General features: G+C 65.6%; 23 protein-coding genes. 4 read left to right on the forward strand and 19 right to left on the reverse strand.

The genetic code is table 11. From position 1 onward, the window contains the following. Positions 1-5: 5 nt before the first annotated feature. Both EV691_RS13335 and gspG read right to left on the reverse strand, forming a co-directional pair. The gene (locus EV691_RS13335; protein ID WP_131297400.1) at positions 6-1,196 is read right to left on the reverse strand and encodes a type II secretion system F family protein; all 1,191 of its coding nucleotides are present in this window, start codon (positions 1,194-1,196) and stop codon (positions 6-8) included. A gap of 12 nt (positions 1,197-1,208) precedes the next feature. Next, positions 1,209-1,637, reverse strand: coding sequence for a type II secretion system major pseudopilin GspG (gspG, locus tag EV691_RS13340; RefSeq protein ID WP_131297448.1), 429 nt, complete (start codon positions 1,635-1,637; stop codon positions 1,209-1,211). A gap of 373 nt (positions 1,638-2,010) precedes the next feature. Here gspG and EV691_RS13345 point away from each other — a divergent pair, with 373 nt between their 5' ends. Next, entirely contained in the window at positions 2,011-2,625 is a 615-nt protein-coding gene (locus EV691_RS13345) for a lytic transglycosylase domain-containing protein (protein ID WP_131297401.1), read from the forward strand. Here the strand turns inward: EV691_RS13345 and queD are convergent, their stop codons facing one another. Then, entirely contained in the window at positions 2,626-2,982 is a 357-nt protein-coding gene (gene queD / locus EV691_RS13350; RefSeq protein WP_039803863.1) for a 6-carboxytetrahydropterin synthase QueD, read from the reverse strand. A 276-nt stretch (positions 2,983-3,258) separates the two neighbouring features. Between queD and EV691_RS13355 the strand changes: the two genes are divergently transcribed. From EV691_RS13355 to EV691_RS13365, 3 genes are read left to right on the forward strand one after another with little or no spacing between them, the layout of a single operon-like run. Further along, positions 3,259-3,576, forward strand: a complete 318-nt coding sequence (locus EV691_RS13355) for a PepSY domain-containing protein (RefSeq protein ID WP_207390137.1) — start codon at positions 3,259-3,261, stop codon at positions 3,574-3,576. Then, positions 3,576-4,241 carry a response regulator transcription factor gene (locus EV691_RS13360; protein ID WP_131297403.1) on the forward strand — a complete coding sequence of 222 codons (666 nt, stop codon included), beginning with the start codon at positions 3,576-3,578 and terminating at the stop codon, positions 4,239-4,241. Before EV691_RS13355 ends, EV691_RS13360 begins: the two co-directional genes overlap by 1 nt. Beyond that, the gene (locus EV691_RS13365; RefSeq protein ID WP_131297404.1) at positions 4,238-5,563 is read left to right on the forward strand and encodes a sensor histidine kinase; all 1,326 of its coding nucleotides are present in this window, start codon (positions 4,238-4,240) and stop codon (positions 5,561-5,563) included. Before EV691_RS13360 ends, EV691_RS13365 begins: the two co-directional genes overlap by 4 nt. Positions 5,564-5,659: 96 nt before the next feature. Here EV691_RS13365 and nuoN read toward each other — a convergent pair whose 3' ends face one another. From nuoN to EV691_RS13445, 16 genes are all read right to left on the reverse strand, one after another. Then, positions 5,660-7,132, reverse strand: coding sequence for an NADH-quinone oxidoreductase subunit NuoN (gene nuoN / locus EV691_RS13370; protein WP_131297405.1), 1,473 nt, complete (start codon positions 7,130-7,132; stop codon positions 5,660-5,662). Positions 7,133-7,140: 8 nt separating this feature from the next. Continuing rightward, positions 7,141-8,670 (reverse strand): NADH-quinone oxidoreductase subunit M, encoded by a 1,530-nt coding sequence (gene nuoM, locus EV691_RS13375; RefSeq protein ID WP_131297406.1) that lies wholly within the window; start codon positions 8,668-8,670, stop codon positions 7,141-7,143. Between the two features lie 27 nt (positions 8,671-8,697). After that, complete coding sequence (nuoL, locus tag EV691_RS13380; protein WP_131297407.1) at positions 8,698-10,545, reverse strand: NADH-quinone oxidoreductase subunit L; 1,848 nt, start codon at positions 10,543-10,545, stop codon at positions 8,698-8,700. Then, positions 10,542-10,850: an NADH-quinone oxidoreductase subunit NuoK gene (gene nuoK / locus EV691_RS13385; RefSeq protein ID WP_039803875.1), complete on the reverse strand. Its 309-nt coding sequence runs from the start codon at positions 10,848-10,850 to the stop codon at positions 10,542-10,544. The genes nuoL and nuoK overlap by 4 nt, the downstream gene beginning before the upstream one ends. Before the next feature lie 4 nt (positions 10,851-10,854). Continuing rightward, positions 10,855-11,355: an NADH-quinone oxidoreductase subunit J gene (gene nuoJ, locus EV691_RS13390; protein ID WP_131297408.1), complete on the reverse strand. Its 501-nt coding sequence runs from the start codon at positions 11,353-11,355 to the stop codon at positions 10,855-10,857. A gap of 13 nt (positions 11,356-11,368) precedes the next feature. Next, positions 11,369-11,917, reverse strand: a complete 549-nt coding sequence (gene nuoI, locus EV691_RS13395) for an NADH-quinone oxidoreductase subunit NuoI (protein ID WP_039803878.1) — start codon at positions 11,915-11,917, stop codon at positions 11,369-11,371. 14 nt (positions 11,918-11,931) lie between these two features. Then, positions 11,932-12,921 carry an NADH-quinone oxidoreductase subunit NuoH gene (gene nuoH / locus EV691_RS13400; RefSeq protein ID WP_131297409.1) on the reverse strand — a complete coding sequence of 330 codons (990 nt, stop codon included), beginning with the start codon at positions 12,919-12,921 and terminating at the stop codon, positions 11,932-11,934. After that, complete coding sequence (gene nuoG / locus EV691_RS13405) at positions 12,918-15,632, reverse strand: NADH-quinone oxidoreductase subunit NuoG (protein ID WP_131297410.1); 2,715 nt, start codon at positions 15,630-15,632, stop codon at positions 12,918-12,920. The genes nuoH and nuoG overlap by 4 nt, the downstream gene beginning before the upstream one ends. 160 nt (positions 15,633-15,792) lie before the next feature. Then, positions 15,793-17,142, reverse strand: a complete 1,350-nt coding sequence (gene nuoF / locus EV691_RS13410; RefSeq protein WP_131297411.1) for an NADH-quinone oxidoreductase subunit NuoF — start codon at positions 17,140-17,142, stop codon at positions 15,793-15,795. Continuing rightward, positions 17,139-17,633: an NADH-quinone oxidoreductase subunit NuoE gene (nuoE, locus tag EV691_RS13415; protein ID WP_131297412.1), complete on the reverse strand. Its 495-nt coding sequence runs from the start codon at positions 17,631-17,633 to the stop codon at positions 17,139-17,141. The genes nuoF and nuoE overlap by 4 nt, the downstream gene beginning before the upstream one ends. Position 17,634: 1 nt before the next feature. Beyond that, positions 17,635-19,416: an NADH-quinone oxidoreductase subunit C/D gene (gene nuoC, locus EV691_RS13420; protein WP_089168244.1), complete on the reverse strand. Its 1,782-nt coding sequence runs from the start codon at positions 19,414-19,416 to the stop codon at positions 17,635-17,637. Between the two features lie 73 nt (positions 19,417-19,489). Then, positions 19,490-20,164 (reverse strand): NuoB/complex I 20 kDa subunit family protein, encoded by a 675-nt coding sequence (locus EV691_RS13425; RefSeq protein ID WP_039803889.1) that lies wholly within the window; start codon positions 20,162-20,164, stop codon positions 19,490-19,492. A gap of 10 nt (positions 20,165-20,174) precedes the next feature. Then, entirely contained in the window at positions 20,175-20,588 is a 414-nt protein-coding gene (locus EV691_RS13430) for an NADH-quinone oxidoreductase subunit A (RefSeq protein WP_039803892.1), read from the reverse strand. A 448-nt stretch (positions 20,589-21,036) separates the two neighbouring features. Continuing rightward, positions 21,037-23,025 carry a PhoX family protein gene (locus EV691_RS13435; protein WP_131297413.1) on the reverse strand — a complete coding sequence of 663 codons (1,989 nt, stop codon included), beginning with the start codon at positions 23,023-23,025 and terminating at the stop codon, positions 21,037-21,039. A gap of 173 nt (positions 23,026-23,198) precedes the next feature. Then, the gene (locus EV691_RS13440; RefSeq protein ID WP_131254017.1) at positions 23,199-24,794 is read right to left on the reverse strand and encodes an isocitrate lyase; all 1,596 of its coding nucleotides are present in this window, start codon (positions 24,792-24,794) and stop codon (positions 23,199-23,201) included. A 282-nt stretch (positions 24,795-25,076) separates the two neighbouring features. After that, complete coding sequence (locus EV691_RS13445) at positions 25,077-25,886, reverse strand: secretin N-terminal domain-containing protein (protein WP_131297414.1); 810 nt, start codon at positions 25,884-25,886, stop codon at positions 25,077-25,079. Positions 25,887-25,899 lie beyond the last annotated feature (13 nt).

A 25,899-nucleotide genomic window follows, 5' to 3' on the forward strand; every position in this document is an offset into this window, starting at 1 on the left:
CGGGGCTACTGGATACTCGACGCCAGCTCGAAGATCGGCATGTACATCAGGATCACGATCACGCCGATGACCAGGCCGATGAAGGTCATCAGCAGCGGTTCGAACAGGCGCACGAACCAGTCGATCCAGCGGCCGGTTTCCTCGTCGTAGAAGTCCGCGGTGCGCTCCATCATGACCCCGAGGTTGCCGGCCTGTTCGCCGGCACGCAGCATGCGCAGGGAGACCGGGGTCGCCAGGCGATTTTCCTCCAGCGAGCGGGACAGGGCGTGGCCTTCGCGGATGAGCTCGCCGGCCCGGTCCAGACGAACGCGCGAGGCGGGGCCGAGCAGGCCGCGGACCATGCCCAAGGCGGTGAGGATGGGGATGCCGCCCTGCAGCAGGATGCCCAGGGAACGGTAGAAGCGCGCCATCTCGTAGATGAACAGGCGCTCGCGGATGGTCGGGACTTTCTCGACCAGCCGGCCGAGGGCTCGCCTCACCCGTTCCTGGCGCAGCAGGACGACGAGGGCAGCCAGGACCGGCAGCAGGCTGCCGAGCAGTGCATTCTGATGGGTATGAATGAACTGCCCGACGCTCAGCAGCACCTGCGACAGCCATGGCAGGTTGGAGCCGAGCCCCTCGAAGACCAGGCTGAAGCGCGGCACCACGTAGCCGATCAGAAACAGCAGCACCCCGTTGCCGACCAGCAGCAGCAAAAGCGGATAGACCGAGGCGCTGATGATCTTCTGGCGCACCTCGTCCATGCGCGTGCGGTAGGCGACGTAGCGTCCCAGAGCGTCGCCGACCGCACCGGTCTTCTCGCTCGACTGCACCAGCGCCACATAGAGCGGGGGAAAGATTGAGGGAAACTCGCCCAGCGCCTGGGAGAGGGACTTGCCCTCGTAGAGCAGGCGCACCAGGTCGCTGAGGATCTTGCGCGCCTGGGCGTCGGATTCCTTCTCGGCAAGGCTTTCGAGGGCGTCGATCAGCGCCAGGCCGGCGTTCAGCAGGGTGGTCAGCTCCTGGCTGAACAGCACCAGCGGGAAGGCTTCGCGGCGCCGCCAGCGGGCCGGCGACCAGCGCCTTTCGGCGCGCAGGCTGAGCACCTTCAGGCCCTGGTGTTCGGCCAGGCGCAGGGCGTCGGTCGGGCTCGGGGCGTCGAGGATCAGCGACACCACTTCCGCCGTCTTGCGCATGCCCTTGATCTGAAAGCGCATGTCCGGCTCCCGTCACTGCCAGCTGGTGATTTCCGCGTTCTCGCCTTCGCCGCCGGGCTGGCCGTCCTTGCCCAGGGTCAGCAGGTCGTAGTCGCCGTTCTCGCCCGGCGAGCGGTAGACGTAGGCGCGGCCCCAGGGGTCCTGCGGCACGCCCTTCTGCAGGTAGGGGCCGGACCAGCGCGGCTCGTCGCTGGGCGCCGCGACCAGGGCGTTGAGGCCCTGCTCGGTGCTGGGGTAGCGGCCGGTTTCCACGCGGTAGATGTCCAGCGCCTTGCTCAGGCCCTCGATCTGCGCGCGTGCGACCTTGGTTTCCGAGCGGCCGAGCTGGTTGAAGTATTTGGGACCGACGATGCCGGCCAGCAGGCCGAGCACGACCAGCACGACCAGCAGTTCCAGCAGGGTGAAGCCCGGACTGCAGCGGGCCTGGGCAAGGGTTTGCATCCGTTTCATCTGGCTGACCTCGGGTTCCGGTGACAGAAGGGGCCATGTCGCGACAGTGCCTGCAGCAGCCGCTCCCGCAGGAGGCTCCCTGCCGATAGGCAATCCGCACATGGCCGGAGAAAACGCCGGAGCGCGCCGGGACTTCAGCAATCTTCAGGCCAGCCGTCGGAGGCCATTTTCCGCGGCACCGGGTGCCTGCCCGCTGGGGAATTGGGGATTTTCACCCACCATTCCCCGCTCCGGGCGCCGCCCCGGGAGCACCAGGGCCCGATGGCGTGGGCGCAGGAGAGCCTTTCCCGCTGCAGCACGATTCTTGCTCGGCTGCTTCGCCAGGAAGCCGCCGGGAGGCGGGCCGGAATCGGGAGAAGGAAGCATGGGACGAGTGGCGGCAGTTCTGCTCGGTATGCTCGCCGCGCTGGGATTGGCGATGCCCGCGTATGGCGATATCTACCGGGAAGTGGCGGCGGACGGCAGCATCACCCTCACCAATGTCTATCGCAAGGAGCGCAAGAGTGTGCGCCTGCGTCGCGAGGCGCCAGCGCCGCCGGCCATGCCGGTGGCGACAGCGAAGAGGCAGAGGGGGGAGGCCGGTGCGCTGCCCTATGCCGCGCTGGTGGCCGCCGCGGCAGTCGAGCACGGCCTGCCCGAGGCGCTGCTGCATGCGGTGATCCGCGCCGAGTCCAACTACGACCCGTATGCCGTCTCGCCGAAGGGGGCGGCCGGATTGATGCAGCTGATGCCGGATACCGCCCGCGAACTGGGAGTGGCCGACGTCTGGGACCCGGCCGCCAACATCCGCGGCGGCGCCCGCTACCTGAGGCGCCTGCTGGAGATGTTCGACCAGGACCTCAGCCTGGCCGTGGCGGCCTACAACGCAGGCCCCGGAGCGGTCATCGGCAGCGGCAGCGCCATCCCACCCTTCGCCGAAACCCAGCGCTATGTACCCAAGGTGCTCGAGCACTACCGGCGCCTGCAGAGCGGCGGCTGATCAGTCGCCGCGGTATTCGCAGCCGCTGGTGCAGGTCTCGTGGATGCGTACCCGGGAGAGTTCGGGCAGCCGGGGCTTGAGCTGCTGCCAGATCCACTTGGCGAGGATCTCGCTGGTCGGGTTCTCCAGGCCCTCGATCTCGTTCAAGTAATTGTGATCCAGCCGCTCGTAGATCGGCTTGAAGATCTCCTTGATCTCGGAAAAGTCACGAATCCAGCCGGTGTAGGGATCGACCTCGCCCTCGATGTAGATGGCCACGCGGAACGAATGGCCGTGCAGCCGGCCGCACTTGTGGCCGGCCGGGACGTGGGGAAGGCGGTGAGCCGCTTCGAATACGAATTCTTTGAATAATTCCACTGGTAGAGCCTTGAATGAGGTGATGGGACGCTTCCCGCCCTGGAGAGCGCATCCCGCAGGCGTGCAGGGTGGATTTTAACCCCGGGACCGGCTTATGGTTCAGCAGGGGCGACCGGAAGTCGCCGTTCAGCGTGAATTAAGGTGCCGGCCGCAAACTGAGCGAGGCTCTCTCCCGGGCTGGCAGACCTGCCGACAACCTTCCCCATCAGGCTTTTCGAGGGAAATTTCCATGCACGCTTTTGCCGTCCCGCTCGCGGGACCCGCTTTTGGCCGGTGATGCGTTCGCGCGCCCGCTTCGGGGCTGGTGGACTTGTCCTGCTTTCCGCTCTCTGCCTGCCGAGTGCGAGCGCCCGGGACCTGGATCAGGATCAGGCCCTGCGTCTGCGTCAGGCGGGCGCCATCCAGCCGCTCGAGCAACTGGTCCGCAATGCCCTGGATCGTTATCCGGGGGCCCGTCTGCTGGAGGCCGAGCTGGAGGAGGAGCATGGACGCTATGTCTACGAGGTGGAGATACTCACCGCGCAGGGCGTCGTGCGCGAGCTGGAGTTGGATGCCCGCGACGGGCGCATCCTGAAAGACGAGGAGGACGACTGATGCGCCTGCTGCTGGTGGAGGATTCGGTCGGACTGGCCGATGAACTGGTGACCGGCCTGCAGCGCCAGGGCTATGCCGTGGACTGGCTGGCCGACGGGCGCGATGCGGCCCGTCAGGGGAGCTGCGAGCCCTACGACCTGATGATTCTCGACCTGGGGCTGCCCGGCAAGCCGGGGCTGGAGGTGCTGCGCGACTGGCGTGCCCAGGGAGTGGCTACGCCGGTGCTGGTGCTGACCGCCCGCGCCTCCTGGGCGGAGCGTATCGAGGGGCTGAAGGCGGGCGCCGACGACTACCTGTGCAAGCCCTTCCATCCCGAGGAGCTGCAGCTGCGCATCCAGGCGCTGCTGCGCCGTGCCCACGGACTGGCCAACCAGCCGCAGCTGGAGGCGGGCGGGCTGCAGCTCGACGAGGCGCGCCAGGTGGTGCGCTGCGGCGCGGAGGATATCGAGCTCACCGCCGCCGAGTTCCGCCTGCTGCGCTACCTGATGCTGCATCCCGGGCAACTGCTCTCCAAGGGACAGCTCGCCGAGCACCTCTACGACGGCGAGACCGAGCGCGACTCCAACGTCATCGAGGTGCACATCAACCGCCTGCGCGGCAAGCTCGGCCGGACGGCGATCGAAACCCGTCGCGGCCAGGGCTACCGCTTCGCGGGCGTGCGTTGAGGTCGATCCAGCGCCGGCTGGGCTTCGGCCTGATCGGTGTCCTGCTCGGTGCCGGGCTCCTGCTGGCGCAGAGCACGTTCTGGATGCTCGATGCGGGGCTGCGCCGTTACCTGCAGGATGATCTGCGCGAGCAGGCCGAAGCCTTGCTGACCAGCCTGGCCCGCGGGCGGAACGGCGTCCAGCTGGACGAGCCGCGTCTGCCGGGTGTCTATCAGCGTCCCTATTCCGGACACTATTTCCGCATCGATCTGCCAGGTGAGAGCTGGCGCTCCCGTTCCCTCTGGGATCATGCCCTGACGGATTCGTCCACCACGGGCCTGCAGGCCGGGCTGGTCGATGGCCCGGGCGACCAGCGGCTGCTGCTCTATCGCGCCGACTACCGGCGCTTCGGGCAGACCATCTCGATCAGCGTGGCCTCCGACTACACGCCGATCCTGCAGGCCTACCGGCGCGTGCAATGGGTCGGCTGCCTGCTCGGGCTGGGCGTGCTGGTGCTGGTCGTGCTGCTGCAGCGGCTCACGGTGCGCCGGGCCTTGCGGCCGCTCGAGGAGGTGCGCCGACAGGTCGAGCAGCTGCAGCAGGGGCAGCGTCAGGCGTTGGACCCCGGAGTACCGGTCGAACTGGAGCCGCTGGTGGCGCAGATCAACCATCTGCTGCGGCAGACCGAGAGCACCCTGCAGCGTTCGCGGCATGCGGTCGGCAATCTCGGCCATGCGCTGAAAACCCCACTGGCCGTGCTGAGCAGTCTGGCCGCGCGGGTCGAACTGGCGGCCTGTCCGGAGCTGCAGGCGTCGCTGCAGGAGCAACTGGCGCAGATCGAGCAGCGCCTGGCCCGCGAGCTGGGCCGCGCGCGGCTGGCCGGCGAGGCGCTGCCGGCCAGCCATTTCGATTGTGCGGCGGAACTGCCCGGGCTGTTCGCCACCCTGGCGATGGTCCACAACCGCGGGCTGGCGCTCGACTGGCAGGCCCCGCCGGGACTGCGTCTGCCCTGGGACCGGGAGGATGTGCTGGAACTGCTCGGCAATCTGCTGGACAACGCCTGCAAGTGGGCGCGGACGCGGGTGAGTCTGGAGATCGCCGGAGCGCCGGAGGGCTGGGTGGTCCGGGTCGACGACGACGGTCCGGGGATGGCCGCCGAGTTTCGCGGCGAGGCGCTGAACCGGGGGATACGCCTGGACGAGCAGGTCGCCGGTCACGGACTGGGCCTGGCCATCGTGCGCGATATCCTCGATGCCTGGCACGGCCGGCTGGCGCTGCAGGATTCGCCACTGGGCGGCTTGCGGGTGGCGATCGAGTTGCCGGCGCGGCAGGAGGCGAGCTGAGCTCGGAGGGGGTGTTGCGGGAGGAGCGGGGGGAGAGTGTCGCGGGGGAAGGCTATCGCGGAGCGAAAATCGCTCCGCGATAGCGGACGTGCGGCGTTAGCCGACCAGCAGGCCGCTCTGCTGCACCAGCTCCAGCAGGGGTTGCGGGTAGACGCCGAGGCCGAAGGCCAGCAGGGCGATGAGCAGCAGCATGATGCCGCCGCTGCCCAGGTTCCAGTTGAGCGGAGCATCGCGACGCTGCAGCTTCGGCTCGACCAGGAACAGGGTGACCATCACCCGCAGGTAGTAGTAGACGCCGATGGCGCTACCCACGACCAGCGCAGCGAGCAGCCACCAGAGCCCGGACTCGACGCCCGCGGCGATCACGTAGAACTTGCCGATGAAGCCGGCGGTCAGCGGGATGCCGGCCAGCGACAGCATCATGGTGGTGAGCACGGCGGTCAGGTACGGACGGCGCCAGAACAGGCCGCGGTACTCGTACAGGGCGTCGGCGTCGCGGCCGCTGTAGGGCGTGGACATCAGGGTGATCACCCCGAAGGCGCCGAGGCTGGTCAGCACGTAGGACGCCAGGTAGACGCCGATCGCCTCCACGGCCATGCCCTTGCTGGCGATCAGCGCCACCAGCAGGTAGCCGAAGTGGGCGATGGACGAGTAGCCGAGCAGACGCTTGAGGTTGCTCTGCAGCAGCGCCAGCAGGTTGCCGAGCAGGATCGAGGCGATGGCGATCAGGCTTAGCAGGTCGTTCATCCAGCCGCCGGAGGTCGCCGGGGACATCTGGTACAGCCGCAGCAGCACGGCGAACACCGCGACCTTGCTGGCGGTGGCCAGGAAGGCCGAGACCGGTGCCGGCGCACCCTCGTAGACGTCCGGGGTCCACAGGTGGAAGGGCACCAGCGACAGCTTGAAGGCCAGGCCGATCAGCATCAGGCCGATGCCGACCTGCACCAGGGTGCCCTGCACGCCGCCCGGCGCCATGGCGTTGCCCAGGCTGGCGAAGCTCAGGCTGCCGGATTCGGCGTAGAGCAGGGCCATGCCGAACAGCAGGAAGGCCGAGCCTGCGGCCGACAGCACCATGTACTTGATGCCGGCCTCCAGCGAACGCCGGCTGAAGAAGGCGTAGGCGACCATGCCGTAGACCGGCACCGAGAGCAGTTCCAGGCCGATGAACAGCCCGGCGAGGTGCTGGGCGCCGACCAGCACCAGCGCGCCGGCGGCGGCGAGCAGGATCAGCAGGTACATTTCCTCGCGGTTGCCGGGATAGCCCGGCGCGCCGCTCTTGTCGCCCATGTAGGCATGGATCAGGGTCACGCAGGCCAGGGTGGCGACCAGGATCAGCGCCATGTAAAAGCCGGCGAAGCTGTCCATCTGCAGCAGCGGGGTGACCGCCAGCGGCGCGACCTTGACCGCCGGAATGACCGACAGCAGGGCGAGGTTGAGACCGGCCACCGAGAGGGTGAAGGTCAGCGAGTGATTTCGCCTCCAGGCGATGCCGAGCATCACCGCCACGACAGTGGCGGAGGTGATGAGCAGCGGCAGCAGGGCGATGAGATGTTGAGTCGTCATGTGCATGGCTCTACTTACCGGGCCGAAACGAGTTGGGTGAGGGCGGTGCTCAGCCACTGCTGCACGCCTTGCATGCTGGCGGCAGAGGTGTCGAGAACCGGCTGCGGGTAGACGCCGAGGAGGATCAGCAGTCCTGCCAGACCGAGCACCATGCTCAGCTCGCGGCCGTTCAGGCCGAGCAGGGCGCCTTCCGTCCTGGCCGGGCCGAAGTAGGCGCGGTGGATCATGATCAGCGAGTAGACCGAACCGAGCACCAGGCCGGTGGAGGCCAGCACGGTGATCCAGGGGGCCTGCGGGAAGGTGCCGATCAGGACCAGGAACTCGCCGACGAAGTTGCCGGTGCCCGGCAGGCCGAGCGCGGCGGCGGCGAAGAACAGGCTGACCGCCGGCAGCCACGGCATGCGGCTCCAGATACCGCCCATCTCGCGCATGTCACGGGTGTGCAGGCGCTCGTAGAGCTGGCCGCAGAGGATGAACAGCGCGGCGGCGGAGAGGCCGTGGGCGATCATCTGCACCACCGCACCCTGCAGGGCGATCTGGCTGCCGGAGTAGATGGCGATCAGGATGAAGCCCATGTGCGACACGCTGGAGTAGGCCACCAGGCGCTTGATGTCGGTCTGTGCGAAGGACACCAGAGCACCGTAGACGATGGCGAACACGCCGAGGCCCATGGCGATCGGCGCGAACTCCGCCGAGGCGTTGGGGAACAGCGGCAGGGCGAAGCGCAGCAGGCCGTAGGCGGCGGTCTTCAGCAAGATGCCGGCCAGGTCCACGGAGCCGGCGGTCGGTGCCTGGGCATGGGCGTCGGGCAGCCAGGAGTGGAACGGAATGACCGGGAACTTCACCGCGAAGGAGATGAAGAAGCCGAGCATCAGCAGGAACTCGGTGCCCGGGGCCAGCTGGGTCTTCAGCAGGTCGGCGTAGTTGAAGGTGAGCACGCCGCTCTGGCTGTAGTGGACGAACACCAGGCCGAGGATGGCCACCAGCATGATCAGGCCGCTGGCCTGGGTGAAGATGAAGAACTTGGTGGCGGCAGTGATGCGGGTGTTGCCGGTGCTGCCGCTGTGACCCCAGAGCGCGATGAGGAAATACATCGGCACCAGCATCATTTCCCAGAAGAAGAAGAACAGGAACAGGTCGACGGCGAGGAAGACGCCGACCACGCCACCGAGAATCCACATCAGGTTGAGGTGGAAGAAACCGATCTTCTGCTGGATTTCCTTCCAGGAGCAGAGGACCGAGAGCACACCGAGCAGGCCGGTGAGCACCACCATCAGCATCGACAGGCCATCCAGGGCCAGATGCAGCTCGATGCCGAAGCGCTCGATCCAGCTCAGCCGGAACTCGGCGCTCCAGAGCGGTGCGGCTCCCGGTGCGGGGGCCAGGGTGAAGTCTCCGGTGGCCCACAGCCAGAGGCCGAGAACCAGCAGCAGGGACATGGTCAGCAGCGCGATCCAGCGCGGCAGGGTGGCGCTGTAGCGCTCACCCTGCCAGCACAGCAGGCCGCCGATGAAGGGGATCAGGATCAGCCAGGGCAGAATCATGACGGGCTCAATTCCTTTCGCAAAATGTCAGGCCAACAGCACGATGCCGAGCAGCAGCACGGCACCGCCGACGATGGAGCCGGCATACCAGCGCAGCTGGCCGGTCTCGCTGCGGCTCAGCACCCCGTGACCGCCGCGCGCCAGGCGCGGGATCACGTTGATGCCACGGTCGATGGGGTCGCGGCCGAGCAGGCGGCAGAGCTGCAGGTAGGGAGTGACGAACAGCCGGTCGTAGAGCCAGTCGAAGCCCCAGGCGGCATACCACAGGGGAATCAGCCGGCGTGCCGGCTCGCTCTGCGCGATGCCGTCGAGCAGCCTGCGGTCGCCGAGGAACAGCCGCGCGGCTAAGGCGATGCCCACCACGGCGATGATCGCGGAGATGACTTCCAGCACATGCTTGGCCCCGCCACCGGCGTGGCCGACGCTTTCCGGCAGCACGCCGTGCAGCGGCGGCACTATCCAGGCGCCGACGAAGGTGGACAGGACGATCAGCACCGCGAGCGGCAGGTTGTGGGCGATGCCGTGTCCTGCATGCACCTCGCCCTTCGCCTCGCCATGGAAGGCGATGAAGATCAGCCGGAAGGTGTACAGGGAGGTCAGGAAGGCACCGGCCAGGCCGGCGAAGAGCAGCAGGACGCGGCCGCTGGCGTAGGCTTCCCAGAGAATCTCGTCCTTGGAGTAGAAGCCCGCGGTCAGCAGCGGCAGGGCCGCCAGTGCGGCGCCACCGACCAGGAAGCTGGCGTAGGCCAGCGGCAGCTTCTTCCACAGCCCGCCCATCTTGAAGATGTCCTGTTCGTGGTGGCAGGCGAGGATCACCGAGCCGGAGGCGAGGAACAGCAGAGCCTTGAAGAAGGCGTGGGTCATCAGGTGGAAGATCGCCGCATCCCAGGCGCCGACGCCCAGGGCGAGGAACATGTAGCCGATCTGGCTCATGGTCGAATAGGCGAGGATGCGCTTGATGTCGGTCTGCACCAGGGCGGCGCAGCCTGCCAGCAGCAGGGTCACGCCGCCGACGATGCCGACCAGGTCGAGGATCTCCGGAGTCAGCAGGAACAGGCCGTGGGTCCGGGCGATCAGGTAGACGCCGGCGGTCACCATGGTCGCCGCGTGGATCAGCGCCGAGACCGGGGTAGGGCCGGCCATGGCGTCGGCCAGCCAGGTCTGCAGCGGCAGCTGGGCGGACTTGCCGACCGCGCCACCGAGCAGCATCAGGGTAGCGATCCACAACCAACTGTCGCCTTCGGCATATTTCTGCGGGGCCAGGCTGACCAGTTCCTGGATATTCAGGGTGCCCACATTGAAGAACAGGATGAACAGGCCGATGGCCATGAACACGTCGCCGACGCGGGTGACGATGAAGGCCTTGAGCGCCGCATTGCCGTTCTTGCGTTCGTGGAAGTAGAAGCCGATCAGCAGGTAGGAGCACAGCCCCACGCCTTCCCAGCCGAAGTACAGGAACAGCAGGTTGTCGCCCAGCACCAGGAACAGCATGCTGGCGATGAACAGGTTGGTGTAGGCGAAGAAGCGCGAGTAGCCTTCTTCACCGCGCATGTACCAGCTGGCGAACAGGTGGATCAGGAAGCCCACGCCGGTGACCACGCCGAGCATGGTGACCGACAGGCCGTCCAGGTAGAGGGTGAAGCTCGGCGCGAAGCCGGCCACGCTCATCCACTGCCACAGCGTCTGGGTGAAGACGCCGCCTTCCGGCGGGGCGCTGTTGAACTGCCAGATGACATGGGCGGCGGTCAGGGCCGAGAGGCCCACGGAGCCGACGCCGATCAGCGCCGACAGGTTCTCGGAGAAGCGTCCGCGGGAGAAGGCCAGCAGCAGCCAGCCGATCAGCGGAAACAGACAGGTGAGGAATAGTAGGTTCATCCGCGCATCTCGCTGGCAGCGTCGATATCGAGGGTATGGAAGCGGCGATACAGCTGCAGCAGGATCGCCAGGCCGATGCTGGCCTCGGCGGCTGCCAGGGTGATCACCAGAATGAACATGATCTGGCCGTCAGGCTGAGCCCAGCGGCTGCCGGCAACCACGAAGGCCAGGGCGGCCGCGTTCATCATGACTTCCAGGCTCATCAGCACGAACAGGATATTGCGCCGCACCATCAGGCCGACCAGGCCGAGGCTGAACAGCACGCCGGACAGCGCCAGACCGTGTTCCATGGGGATTGCATTCATCGGGTCACTCCTTGGCTTCGTGGCGGCCGAGGTGGTAGGCGGCAACCAGCGCGGCGAGCAGCAGCATGGAAGCCAGCTCCACCGCCAGCAGGTAGGGTCCGAACAGCGCGATGCCGACGGCCTTGGCGTCCACCGTCTGCTGGCCGATGACGGCACCGTTCGAGGTGCCGAACAGGACATACAGCAGTTGCACGAGCAGCAGGGCGGACAGCACCGTCGGTCCGGCCCAGATGCCGGGCTTGAGCCATTGCCGTTCCTGCTCGGCGATAGCCGGACCGAGGTTGAGCATCATCACCACGAAGACGAACAGCACCATGATGGCGCCGGCGTAGACGATGATTTCCAGCACGCCGGCGAAGGGAGCGCCGAGGCTGAAGAAACACATCGAGACCGCCAGCAGGGAAACGATCAGATAGAGCAGGGCATGCACGGGGTTGGTGTGGGTGATCACCCGCAGGGTGGACACCACGGCGGCCCCGGCAGCGAAGTAGAACGCGAATTCCATCTTTCCTGGGTCCTTAAGGCAGCAGGCCTTTCACGTTGATCGGCTCGGCTTCGTTCTGCGCGGTACCTTTCGGCTTGCCGGCGATCGCCATGCCCGCCACGCGGTAGAAGTTGTAGTCCGGGTATTTGCCGGGACCGGCGATCAGCAGGTCCTCCTTCTCGTAGACCAGCTCCTGGCGCTTGAACTCGGCCATCTCGAAGTCCGGGGTCAGCTGGATCGCGGTGGTCGGGCAGGCTTCCTCGCAGAGGCCGCAGAAGATGCAGCGCGAGAAGTTGATGCGGAAGAATTCCGGATACCAGCGGCCGTCGTCCTTCTCGGCCTTCTGCAGGGAGATGCAGCCGACCGGGCAGGCCACCGCGCAGAGGTTGCAGGCCACGCAGCGCTCTTCGCCGTCGGGATCGCGGGTCAGCACGATGCGGCCGCGATAGCGTGGCGGCAGGTAGACGGGCTCTTCCGGGTACTGCAGGGTGTCGCGCTTGCGGAAGGCGTGGGAGAACACCATCACCAGGCTGCGCAGCTGGGTGAAGGTGCCGTACAGCACCTCTCCAATGTATTTGAACATGGCGTGTTTTCTCCTTACTGGGCCGCCAGCACGAGCGCGCCGGTCGCCAGCAGGTTGAGCAGGGTCAGGGGCAGGCAGAACTTCCAGCTGAAGGCCATCACCTGGTCATAGCGCGGGCGCGGAATGGCGGCGCGCAGCAGGATGAACAGCATGATGAAGAAGGCGGTCTTCAGGGCGAACCAGAGGAAGGACAGCTGCGGCAGGATGCCGAACGGGCCGTGCCAGCCGCCGAAGAACAGGGTCACCAGCAGCGCCGAGACCAGCACGATGCCGATGTACTCGCCGACGAAGAACATGCCCCACTTCATCCCCGCATACTCGATGTGGTAGCCGTCGGCCAGTTCCTGCTCGGCTTCCGGCTGGTCGAAGGGGTGACGGTGGGTCACCGCGACGCCGGCGATGAAGAAGGTACAGAAGCCGAAGAACTGCGGGATGATGAACCAGAGGTGCTGCGCCTGGTACTCGACGATGTCGCGCATGTTGAAGGAGCCGGCCTGGGCAACCACGCCCATCAGCGCCAGGGCCATAAACACCTCGTAGGAGATGGTCTGGGCCGAGGCGCGCAGGCTGCCGAGCAGGGCGAACTTGTTGTTGCTCGACCAGCCGGCGAAGAGCACCGCGTACACCGCGAGGCCGGCCATGGCGAAGAAGAACAGCAGGCCGATGTTGAGGTCGGCCACGCCCCAGGTCGGAGTCACCGGCACCACGGCGAAAGCCATCAGCAGCGCACTCATGGCGACGATCGGCGCCAGGGTGAAGATCAGCTTGTCGGCGAACGGCGGCGTCCAGTCCTCCTTGAAGAACATCTTCAGCATGTCCGCACCGAGCTGGAACATGCCGAACGGGCCGACCCGGTTGGGACCGTAGCGATCCTGCCAGAGGCCGAGCAGGCGGCGCTCGACGAAGCTGAGCAGGGCGCCGCAGACGACCACGGCCAGCAGGATGACGATGGCCTTGAGAACGGCGACGACGATTTCGATGAGTTCGGGAGTGATCCAGCTCATTGCACAGCCTCCTGCAGAGCGCTGGCCAGACGGCCGAAAAGCGTGGCGGGGATGCCCGGCAGGCCGGCCGGCAGGGCCACCAGGCCGATGCCCAGGTTGGCGTCCACCCGCAGCGGCAGGCGCAGTTCCACGCCGTCGATGCGCAGGCTGAGCAGGGTTCCCTCGTGGACGCCGAGACGCTCGGCCTCGGCCTCGGCCAGGGCGATGTAGGGCTGCGGGATGCGCTCCTGCACAGGGGCGGCAAGCGCGCTGGTTTCCTCGCTGCCGAACAGGTGGTGGAAGGGCACCACCTGCCAGCTGCCCCGCGGCGGGTTGAAGGCTGCCGGCGGTTCGGCGAACCAGGTCAGGCGATCGCCCTGCGCCTCGATCAGGCGGATGCCCGGGTCGCCGGCGCGCAGGTGGCCGCCGACCTCGGCCTGGAACTTGTTCCAGGCCTGCGGCGAGTTCCAGCCCGGCGACCAGGCGAAGGGGATCTGCTGGCGATCCTCGGTGCTGCCGGCATAGCCCTCCATGGAGAAGGCGAAGGCACTGTCCTGATCCTGCGGCGCGCGCGGCTCGTGCACGCTGATGTTGGCGCGCATGGCGGTGCGGCCGCTGTAGCGATGCGGTTCGCGGGCCAGCTTCAGGCCCTTGATGCGGAACGCGGCATTCGGCGCGGCGTTGCGGATGCCGGCCAGCTGCGGATGGGCATCGGCACAGGCGGCGGTGACCTGGTCGAGCTGGGTCCAGTCGACAGTGCGGCCCTGCAGGGCGCTGTGCAGGGCATGCAGCCAGCGCCAGCCCTCGCGCACCAGGTTGTCGGCGTCGTAGTAGCTCGGCTCGAAAACCTGGAAGAAGCGCTGGGCACGGCCTTCCTGGCTGACCAGGGTACCGTCGGCCTCGGCGAAGCTGGCCACCGGCAGCCGCAGGTGGGCCCGGGCTGCGGTGGCGGTCTGCTGGTGATCGGCGACGATCACCGCCTTCGCGGCCGCCAGGGCGGTATCCACCCGGGCCGGATCGGCACGGCGATACAGGTCGTTTTCCAGGATCACCACGGCATCGGCCTCGCCGCTGGCGAGCTGCTCGAGCGCAGCGTCCAGCGAGTGGCCGCCGAGCAGGGCCAGGCCCAGGCTGTTGGCTTCCGGCGCGACCAGGCTGATGCCGGCGTTCTTCTGCCGCTTGTGCAGGGCCTTGGCGATGTTCGCCGCGGCTTCGAGGATGGCCCGGGAGCCCAGGGAAGTGCCGGAAACCAGCAGCGGGCGCCTGGCGGCCAGCAGGGCGTCGGCGATGCGCCGGGCCAGTTCGGCGGCCTCGGGCTCGAGCCCCTCGACGGCCGGTGCTTCGGGATCGATGGCATGGGCCACAGCAAAGCCCAGGCGGGCCAGATCGTCCGGCGCGGCATGCACGCATTCGGCCGCCACGTCGTCCAGCCGGGTGGCGGCCAGGCTGGCGATGAACAGCGGGCTCAGCGCGCGCTGGGCGATGTTCTTCACTGCCGCATCCAGCCAGGGCTGGACCTTCATGCTGGCGGCCATCTCCTCGGCCTTGCCCTTGACCGACTGGCGCAGGGCCAGAGCGATGCGCGCGGCAGTCTGGGTCAGATCCTCGCCTAGCACGAACACCGCATCATGGTTCTCGATCTCACGCAGCGAGGGGGTTGGCAGCGGGCCTTCCTGCAGGATCTGCAGGGCCAGTTGCAGGCGTTCCAGTTCACCCGCCTCGATGCCGCTGGAGAAGTTCTCGGGGCCGACCAGCTCGCGCAGGGCGAAGTTGCTTTCCAGGCTGGCGCGTGGCGAGCCGATGCCGATCACGCGACGATCCTTGAGCAGGGCGACGGAGTGGTCGAGGGCGGCGTCGATTCCGAGCTTCTTGTCGCTGCCCAGGAGCGGCTGACGCGGGCGATCGATGCGGTTGACATAGCCGTAGCCGAAGCGGCCGCGGTCGCAGAGGAAGTAGTGGTTCACCGAGCCGTTGTAGCGGTTCTCGATGCGTCGCAGTTCGCCGTAGCGCTCGCCGGGGCTGATGTTGCAGCCGACCGAGCAGCCATGACAGATGCTCGGGGCGAACTGCATGTCCCACTTGCGGTTGTAACGCTCGGAGTGGGTCTTGTCGGTGAACACCCCGGTCGGGCAGACCTCGGTGAGGTTGCCGGAAAACTCGCTCTCCAGCACGCCGTCCTCGACCCGTCCGAAATAGATGTTGTCGTGGGCGCCGTAGACGCCCAGATCGGTGCCGCCGGCATAGTCCTTGTAGTAGCGCACGCAGCGATAGCAGGCGATGCAGCGGTTCATCTCGTGGGCGATGAACGGACCGAGCTCCTGGTTCTGGTGGGTGCGCTTGGTGAAGCGGTAGCGGCGCATGGTGTGGCCGGTCATCACCGTCATGTCCTGCAGGTGGCAGTGACCGCCTTCCTCGCACACCGGGCAGTCGTGCGGGTGGTTGGTCATCAGCCACTCGACGACGCTCTCGCGAAACTGCTTCGCCTCCTCGTCGTCGATGGAGATCCAACTGTTGTCGGTGGCGGGGGTCATGCAGGACATGACGAGGCGACCGCGTTTGTCGTTCTCGTCGTTGTACTGCTTGACCGCGCACTGGCGGCAGGCGCCGACGCTGCCTAGCGCCGGGTGCCAGCAGAAGTAGGGAATGTCGAGTCCGAGGGACAGACAGGCCTGGAGCAGGTTGTCCGCGCCATCGACTTCGAACGTCTTGCCGTCTACGTGGATAGTGGCCATGGTTCAGTTTTCTTCAATACCCGCCGGAGCGGGTGTGGCTAATGGAATCCGGTCTGTGGCGCTGCATGGGGCAGCCGCCGACGCAGGTCGGGGCGGGCACTGGAGCCCGGCGGGCCATGGATCGGGCCCCGGCTCCGTTCGACCTGCGTTTCGAGCAAACTCAAACCTGTGAAGCGGCGACGCCCGGGCGTGTCTCGTTGGGGGTTCCCCGCACGCCGGCCTCGAACTCCTGGCGGAAATACTTGAGGGCGCTGCCCAGCGGCTCGACGGCACCCGGTGCGTGGGCGCAGAAGGTCTTGCCCGGGCCGAGGAAGTTGACCAGCTGCTCCAGGGTCTCCAGGTCGCCGGGCTGGCCTTCGCCACGCTCCAGGGCGCGCAGCAGCTTGACGCTCCACGGCAGGCCGTCGCGGCAGGGGGTGCACCAGCCGCAGGATTCGCGGGCGAAGAACTCCTCCATGTTGCGCAGCAGCGAGACCATGTTGATGCTGTCGTCCACCGCCAGGGCCAGGCCGGTGCCCATGCGGGTGCCGACCTTGCCGATGCCGCCGGCGTACATCTGCGCGTCCAGGTGTTCGGGGAGCAGGAAGCCGGTACCGGCCCCGCCGGGCTGCCAGCACTTGAGCCGGTAGCCGTCGCGCATGCCGCCGGCGTAGTCCTCGAACAGCTCGCGGGCGGTGATGCCGAAGGGCAGTTCCCAGAGGCCGGGGTTCTTCACCTTGCCGGAGAAGCCCATCAGCTTGGTGCCCATGTCCTCGCTGCCGGGGCGGGCTAGGGACTTGTACCAGTCGACGCCGTTGCCGACGATCGCCGGCACGTTGCTCAGGGTTTCGACGTTGTTCACGCAGGTCGGCTTGCCCCAAACGCCGACGGCGGCGGGGAAGGGCGGCTTGGAGCGCGGATTGGCGCGACGGCCCTCGAGGGAGTTGATCAGCGCGGTTTCCTCGCCGCAGATGTAGCGGCCGGCGCCGGTGTGCACAAACAGCTCGAAGTCGAAGCCGCTGCCGAGGATGTTCTTGCCGAGCAGGCCGGCGGCCTTGGCTTCGGCGATGGCGCGGTTGAGATTGCGAGCCGCATCGACATACTCGCCGCGCAGGAAGATGTATCCGCGATAGGCCTTCAGCGCCCGGGCGCTGATCAGCATGCCCTCGATCAGCTGGTGCGGCAGCTGCTCCATGAGCAGGCGGTCCTTCCAGGTGTTCGGCTCCATCTCGTCCGCGTTGCACAGCAGGTAGCGGATGTTGATGGATTCGTCGGCGGGCATCAGGCCCCATTTGATGCCGGTGGAGAAGCCCGCGCCGCCCCGGCCCTTGAGGCCGGAGTCCTTCACGGTGGCGACGATGTCGGCCGGCGACATCTCGGCGAGCGCCTTGCGGGCCGCGGCATAGCCGTTCTTCTGCTGGTACTCGTCGAGCCAGACCGGCTCGGCATCATCGCGCAGGCGCCAGGTCAGGGGATGGGTTTCCGCCGTGCGGGGAGTACGGTTGGCGGGACCGATGGAGGTAAGGGTCATGGGTAGGCCTCCAGCAGTTGGTCGATGCCTTCGGGAGTCAGGTTGCCGAAGGTGTCGTCGTCGATCATCAGGGCCGGGGCCTTGTCGCAGTTGCCCAGGCAGCATACCGGCAGCAGGGTGAAGCGGCCGTCGCGGGTCGTCTGGCCGGGGGTGATGCCGAGCTTCTGGCGGATGGCGCCGAGCACGTCCTCATGGCCGCCGATGTAGCAGGTCATGCTGTCGCACACGCGGATCACGTGGCGTCCCACCGGTACACGGAAGATCTGGCTGTAGAAGGTGGCCACGCCTTCGACGTCGCTGGCCGGAATGCCGAGAATCCCGGCGATCGCCGCGATGGCGCCGTCTGGCACCCAGCCGCGCTCTTTCTGGACGATCTTCAGCGCCTCGATGGAGGCGGCGCGCGGGTCCTCGTAGTGGTGCATCTCGTGCTCGATGGCCGAGCGTTCGGTTTCGCTGAGGACGAAACGGTCGGTCTGGATAATTGAGTTCATGTCAGCGGTCCACGTCGGCCATAACGAAGTCGATGCTGCCCAGATAGGCGATCAGGTCGGCCACCATGCTGCCGCGGATCACCGAGGGAATCTGCTGCAGGTGGGCATAGCTCGGGGTGCGGATCCGCGTACGGTAGCTCATGGTGCTGCCGTCGCTGGTCAGGTAGTAGCTGTTGATGCCCTTGGTCGCCTCGATCATCTGGAAGGACTCGTTGGCCGGCATCACCGGACCCCAGGACACCTGCAGGAAGTGGGTGATCAGGGTCTCGATGTGCTGCAGCGTGCGCTCTTTCGGTGGCGGCGTGGTCAGCGGATGGTCGGCCTTGTAGGGGCCTTCCGGCATGTTCTTCAGGCACTGCTCGATGATCCGCAGGCTCTGGCGCATCTCGCCCATCTTGACCATGCAGCGGTCGTAGGCATCGCCGTTGTGCGCCAGCGGGACCTCGAACTCGAAGTTTTCATAGCCGGAATAGGGGCGCGCCTTGCGCAGGTCGAAGTCGAGCCCGGTGGCGCGCAGACCGGCGCCGGTGACGCCCCACTCCAGTGCCTGCCTGGTGTCGTACTGGGCCACGCCCATGGTCCGGCCGCGCAGGATGCTGTTCTGCAGCGCCGCCTTCTCGTACTCGTCGAGGCGCTTGGGCATCCACTCGATGAACTCCCTGACCAGACCGTCCCAGCCGCGCGGCAGGTCGTGGGCGACCCCGCCGATGCGGTACCAGGCCGGGTGCAGGCGGAAGCCGGTGATGGCCTCGACCACCTTGTAGGCGCGCTGACGGTCGGTGAAGGTGAAGAACACCGGCGTCATGGCACCGACGTCCTGGATGTAGGTGCCGAGGTAGAGCAGGTGGTTCAGGATGCGGAAGAACTCCGCCATCATGATGCGGATGACGTCGACCCGTTGTGGCACCTTGATGCCGGCCAGCTTCTCGACTGCCAGCACGTAGGGCAGGTTATTCATCACCCCGCCGAGGTAGTCGATGCGGTCGGTGTAGGGGATGAAGCTGTGCCAGCTCTGCCGCTCGGCCATCTTCTCGGCGCCGCGGTGGTGGTAGCCGATCTCCGGCACGCAGTCGACGATTTCCTCGCCGTCCAGTTGCAGGATGATGCGGAAGGCACCGTGGGCGGAGGGGTGGTTGGGGCCGAGGTTGAGGAACATGAAGTCCTCGTGCTCGCCGCCGCGCTTCATGCCCCACTCCTCGGGCTTGAAGCGCAGGGCTTCCTGCTCAAGGTCCTGTTTGGCCGCCGACAGGCTGTAGGGATCGAATTCGGTGGCGCGGGCCGGGTAGTCCTTGCGCAGCGGATGGCCTTCCCAGGTCGGCGGCATCAGGATGCGGGTCAGGTGCGGGTGGCCGGCGAAATCGATGCCGTACATGTCCCAGACCTCGCGCTCGTGCCAGTTGGCGTTCGGCCAGATGCCGGTGGCGCTGGGCAGCCTGAGATCGCCTTCCTTCAAGGCGACTTTGATCATCACGTCGCTGTTTCGTTCGATCGACAGCAGGTGATAGAAGACGCTGAAGTCGGCTTCCGGCAGGCCGCGGCGCTGGGTGCGCAGGCGCTCGTCGACGCCATGCAGGTCATAGAGCATGACGTAGGGGCGCGGCAGATTGCGCAAGAAGCGCAGGACTTCGATGAGTTGTTCCCGTGCTACCCAAAGTACGGGCATACCCGTGCGGGTGCTTTGTACGGTGAAGGTTTCAGCACCAAAACGGGAATTGAGTTCGGCGACCACATCGTGGTCGTCGGCCTTGTACGGCGGAATGGACAGAACGCTGTCTGCAGTCATGGTCTCGGTCGCTTTCGGTCAACGGACAGAATGAGCCTGGGCTTGCCGCGCGGATGGGCGCGGAAAGGCCGGCTCAGACTTCGTCGGGGCTGCGCAGGTTGGTGACCTGGATACGCTGTTCGCGGCGCAGTTCCCGTTGCGAGGGCATCTCGGCACGATAGATGCCTTGGTCGCCGACGACCCAGGAAAGCGGCCGGCGCTCCTGGCCGATGGATTCCTGCAGCAGCATCAATCCCTGCAGGAAGGCTTCGGGGCGCGGGGGACAGCCGGGTATGTAGACGTCTACGGGGAGGAACTTGTCGACACCCTGGACCACGGAATAGATGTCATACATGCCGCCGGAGTTGGCGCAGGAACCCATGGAGATGACCCACTTGGGTTCAAGCATCTGCTCGTAGAGGCGCTGGATGATCGGCGCCATCTTGATGAAGCAGGTTCCGGCAATGACCATGAAGTCGGCCTGTCGCGGTGAAGCGCGAATCACTTCGGCACCGAAACGGGCGATATCGTGGGGAGCGGTGAAGGCGGTGGTCATCTCCACGTAGCAGCAGGAAAGGCCGAAGTTGTAGGGCCACAGGGAGTTCTTGCGTCCCCAGTTGACCGCACCACTCAGCACGTCTTCCAGCTTGCCCATGAAAATGCTGCGGTTGACCTGGCCCTCTGTCGGGTCGGTTACGGTCTCCCGCTCGCCGATCGGATATTGCTCGTAGGAGGCATCCGGATCGATCCTGGTGAGTTTGTATTGCATTGCCAAAGCCTCATTGTTTCAGCTTCGCCTGCCGATTGCGGCGGCCTTCCGGAGCCCAGTCGAGGGCTCCGATCCGCCAGAGATAGACAAGACCCGCCAACAGAATTGCTATGAAAATCGTTGCTTCGATGAAACCGGCCCAGCCGCTTTCGCGAACCGATACCGCCCATGCGAAGAGAAATAGGGCTTCGACGTCGAAGATCACGAAGAGCATCGCGACCAGATAGAATTTTGCCGAGAGGCGCAGACGCGCACCGCCGGTGGGAACGATGCCGGATTCGAAGGGCTCGTTCTTGCTGCGTCCGACTGCCTTGCTGCCGAGCAGGCGGGAAACGCCGAGCATGAAGGCGCACAGGCCTGCGACGCCTAGCAGGAAAACTGCAAATCCCCAGTTGTGAGACAGCGTGGCGACGGCTTCAGGCATGCCGGGACTCCTCGGTCGAACGGCTCAAAGGGCGGATGGCTGCGGCAAAATGTAGCAGCTGCTTTGGGTGGCTACTCTATATTTGGGTGACCTCGGAAATATTGCTCCAGATCAATTTTTTGTTACAAAAGCATCCGCCGCGCACTCTTTTGGCGTGATGCCAATCACTGTGCACGGTGATTCGATAGGCTTGCCGCGTCGTTTTGCCATTACGCAGAAGCGCCGAGGAGCGAGCCTCAATTTTCCGATGTGGCCGGCGCTTCCTGTTCAACGATAGCTCATCCATGGGAAATGCAAGTTCAAGCTGCTAGGCGTCCGAACGGGCGAACGCGGGATTCCCGCTTGTCATGATCGAGGCGGTTGGTTCGCTGTCGCTGACGGGGCTGCGCAATGAATGAAGGCATGACCGGACTGGGGCCGGTCATGCAGCCGTTGGCCCTGAAGGGGGTTACAGCACCTTGCGCCAGCCGTCACGGGTAATGACCACCGTCGCGGCGCGCGGACGCTTGCCCGGGCCGTCCGGCCAGGTGCTGAGCAGGTTGCTCGGAGTCGAGCCTTCGCCGGGGTGCTGGATGTTGACGAACAGCGTGCGGAAATCCGGAGTGGCGGTGATGCCGGTGACCTCGCAGCCGCTGGGGCCGACCAGGAAACGCTTCACTTCGCCGCTTTCGGGGTCGGCCACCAGCATCTGGTTGTTGCCGAAGGGACCTGAACTCAGCTGGCTGCCGCTCATGTCGGTCTGGATCCACAGACGTCCCTCGGGGTCGAACCAGAGGCCGTCCGGGCTGGCGTGGATGCTGTCGGCGGTGAGCGCTTCTCCGTCCGGTCCGCGGCTGTCGCTCTGCGGGCCGCCCAGGAGGAAGATATTCCAGCCGAAGCGGGTGCCGGAGTGGTCCTGGTTCTCTTCCTTCCAGCGGATGATGTGGCCGTAGGCGTTGTTGGTCCGCGGGTTGGCCGCATCGGCTTCGGTCCGGTTGGTGTTATTGGTGAGGGTGAAGTAGATCTCGCCGGTTTCCGGATGTACGGCGCCCCATTCCGGACGATCCATCTTGGTCGCGCCCACGGTGTCGGCGGCCGTGCGGGTGTTGATCAGGACGTCGCCCTGGTCGGCGAAGCTGATGCCCTTGGCGGTGCAGGCAGCCTGGAAGGCCGGGTCCTGGATGTCCAGGGGCAGCCAGTCGCCTGAGCCGTCGGCATTGAAGCGGGCGACATAGAGGATGCCCTCGTCGAGCAGGCGGCTGTTGTCGGGATGGCTCGGGCGGAACTTGTCGCGGCTGACGTATTTGTAGACGTATTCGTTGCGCGAGTCGTCGCCCGAGTAGCAGACCACGGGCTTGCCGGGCTGGGTGGGGGCAAAGATCACCCCCTCGTGGGCGAAGCGGCCGAGGGCGGTGTGCTTGACCGGCACGGACTTCGGATCGAAGGGGTCGATCTCGACGATCCAGCCAAAGTGGTTGGGTTCGTTGCGATAGTCGCCGCTGGCCATGCCGGCCTTGCGGGTGGCATCGAAGCGCTGGAATTCGTCGCCTTCCAGGGTTTCCCAGGCATAGCGGCTGTTGCTGCCCACACCATAGCGGCTCAGTTCGCGGGGTTTTTCGCTGTCCTTGCTGGCGAAATAGCCTGCCCAGTTCTCCTCGCAGGTCAGGTAGGTTCCCCAGGGGGTGAAGCCGTTGGCGCAGTTGTTCTGGGTGCCACGGGTGGCCGTGCCCTCGGGGCTGTAACGGGTGCTCAGCAGGGCATGGCCGCGTGCTGGGCCCTGGATCTCCATCGGGGTGGCGGCGGTGATGCGGCGGCCGAACTTCGAGTTGCCGACCACTTCCCAGTCACCATTGGGGTTGCGACGGATTTCCACCACCGAGACACCGTGGGCGTTGATTTCCTTGCGGACTTCTTCAGGCATCGTGCGCTTGCCATCGACCACGGTCGGGCCGTTGGGGTGCAGCAGCGGTGCGTCGATGTATTCGTGGTTGAGCACTAGCAGACCGTGCTCGCTGTTGTGACCTTTGCCGTTCTGGGCATCGATAGGGAAGTAGTGCATGCCGTCGTGGTGCATGCCGGTCTGTTCGGCCTGGTCCTGGGCGCTGTTGGTGCCGTCCTCGCGATAGGCCGGATAGCTGCCGCAAATTGGCGTGCCCCAGGGAATCAAGGCCCTGGCCTGGAAGCCCTCGGGCACGGTGACGGTATCGGCACGGGTCACAGCCACCGGAGTAAACGGCAGGCGTCCGGGGCGTTTCAGCAGGCCGTTGGCCTGACCGGCGAGGCCTGCGCCCGGCATGGTTACGCCGAGGAAGGCCAGCATGCCCATGGCCATTCCGCCGCCAATCACCTGGCGACGGCTGATGCCCTCGAGCAGGTCGTTGATGTGCGGATTGTCCGAGTGATTGCTGGGCAGTTCGTCGCCATTGCCAAACAGGGTGGTGTCTTTATCGGTTGTCACGGGAAGCTCCGTCTAAGGGGGGGCGAACGGAGATGAACCTAACGGCTGTGTGCGACAGGAGAGTGACACGCGTCGGGGGCGAGGCTCGGACTTTCGGCGTGTGTCGTGAAAAAAGACATCCCCCGGCAGGGCCGGGGGATGTCGGTGTTGTGCTAGCTGCGAACGGGTTCCAATCAGTGGAACTGGTTCATGGTGTTGTCCTTGCCACCCGCCTTCAGAGCGGCTTCACCAGCGAAGTATTCCTTGTGGTTGTCGCCGATGTCGGAGCCAGCCATGTTCTGGTGCTTGACGCAGGCGATGCCCTGACGGATTTCCTGACGCTGCACGCCCTTCACGTAGGCCAGCATGCCTTCTTCGGCGAAGTAGCCCTTGGCCAGGTTGTCGGTGGACAGCGCGGCGGTGTGGTAGGTCGGCAGGGTGATCAGGTGGTGGAAGATGCCAGCCTGAGCGGAACCGTCACGCTGGAAGGTACGGATCTTCTCGTCGGCGATCTGGGCCAGTTCGCTGTTGTCGTACTCGACGCTCATCAGCTTGGCGCGATCGTAGGCGGAAACGTCCTTGCCTTCGGCGGCCATGGTATCGAACACCTGCTGACGGAAGTTCAGGGTCCAGTTGAACGACGGGCTGTTGTTGTACACCAGCTTGGCGTTCGGGATCACCTTGCGAACTTCGTTCATCATGGCGGCGATCTGACCAACGTGCGGCTTCTCAGTTTCGATCCACAGCAGGTCGGCACCGTTCTGCAGCGAGGTGATGCTGTCCAGGACGCAGCGAGCTTCGCCAGTGCCCTTGCGGAACTGGAACAGGTTGCTCGGCAGACGCTTCGGACGCAGCAGTTTGCCTTCGCGCTTGATCACGACGTCACCGTTGCCCAGTTCGGCTTCGCTGATTTCTTCGCAATCCAGGAAGGCGTTGTACTGGTCGCCCAGGTCGCCCGGCTCGTTGGTCACGGCGATCTGCTTGGTCAGGCCGGCGCCCAGGGAGTCGGTGCGGGCAACGATCACGCCGTCGTCCACGCCCAGTTCGAGGAACGCGTAGCGCACGGCGTTGATCTTGGCGAGGAAGTCGGCGTGCGGAACGGTAACCTTGCCGTCCTGGTGGCCGCACTGCTTCTCATCGGAAACCTGGTTCTCGATCTGGATGCAGCAGGCACCGGCTTCGATCATCTTCTTGGCCAGCAGGTAGGTGGCTTCCGGGTTGCCGAAGCCGGCGTCGATGTCGGCGATGATCGGCACCACGTGGGTTTCGAAGTTGTCGATTTGAGCCTGAAGCTCGGCTTCCTTGGCCTTGTCGCCAGCAGCACGGGCAGCGTCCAGAGCGCTAAACAGCAGGTCCAGCTCACGGGCGTCAGCCTGGCGCAGGAAAGTGTACAGCTCTTCGATCAGACCGGAAACGGCGGTCTTCTCGTGCATGGACTGGTCCGGCAGCGGGCCGAAGTCGGAGCGCAAGGCAGCAACCATCCAGCCGGACAGGTACAGGTAGCGCTTGTTGGTGGTCTTCAGATGCTTCTTGATGGAGATCAGCTTCTGCTGGCCGATGAAGCCGTGCCAGCAGCCCAGGGACTGGGTGTAGACGGAGGAGTCGGCATCGTACTCGGCCATATCCTTGCGCATGATGGCTGCGGTGTACTTGGCAATGTCCAGACCGGTCTTGAAGCGGTTCTGGATGCGCATGCGAGCGGCGTATTCCGGGTTGATGGCGCTCCAGCTGCTGCCGTACTTCTCTTTCAGGGCAGCAACGGCCTTGATCTCGTTTTGGTAAGCGGACATGGTCAATCCTTAAGAGTTGAAAAATGGTTGAGCACTGACTTTTCCCACCTGAACCTGCGTGTAGTCGATGATCGATGCGGACAACACGCGGCAGAGCGTCGAACCTTGTGGGTAGTACAGGCACGGAACCGACTCGGCTGGTTGGCTGGAGCGGGCTCCGGAGACCCTTGCCAGGGCCCCTGGTTAGCGGGAGCGAGGCCATGATGCCTAGGGTGAAATTCGCAGTCAACGAATTTGTAGTGTGATTTTGTGTGCACTACACAAAAGTATGATGCCCACCATTCAGTCCAGTGCCTCTACCTTCAAGCGCATGGAAAGCTCTTCCTGGGTGGACTCGGAGCGCTGGCGCAGCAGTCCCTGTTGATCGCTCTGACGGCTTTTGCGGGCATTGCCGAGCTCGATCCATTCGCCCAGGTGTCCGCTGACCTGGGTGTCCAGGCGCTGGACATCGATCACGCCGGGATGGGAGCGATCCACTCGATCATTATTGCTACTGAGGGTGATGTGCACGATATCGCCAGAAATCCTCGCAATAATGTAGACACCATGGGTGACATCGCGGTAGTAGGTTTCACGATGGAGCCGCCCGTAGGGGGCGATGTGGGTACTGTGCAGCGGCACGCTCTGGCCGGTCTGGATCAGTGCCGGGTAGCCCTCGGTGGCCTGGATCTGCTGCAGGGCATCGCCCCGCCTGTCGGTACTGCGATTCAGGATGCGTATCCGGTTCTCGCCGTGAATGGGGCCGCGGCCTGCCTCGATCTCCACGTTACCGACATCGACCGAGCCATCCACGGCATAGCCACGCCGTTCGCCGGTTCTCGCTTCGCCGCTGTCGATGCTGATCAGCAGGCGTCTGGGGGGCGTGTCCAACTGCTCGAGCAATTCGCGCAGTTCTCGCAGTTGTGCCGCTGGGGCATTGACGATGAGCTGGTTGCCATGGGCATGAATCCGCCCGTCGTCACCGATCACCGATTGCGCCATGGGCAGCAGTTCGTCGGCCATCCGGTAATTCAGCTGGATGATCTCAGTGACGGCCAGTGCGTGGGTAGCGGAAAGCATCAGCGACACGGCGAGCAAGCTGCGGATCTTCATGGTGGGGACTCGG

Source organism: Azotobacter chroococcum (genome assembly GCF_004339665.1).
GTDB lineage: Bacteria > Pseudomonadota > Gammaproteobacteria > Pseudomonadales > Pseudomonadaceae > Azotobacter > Azotobacter chroococcum.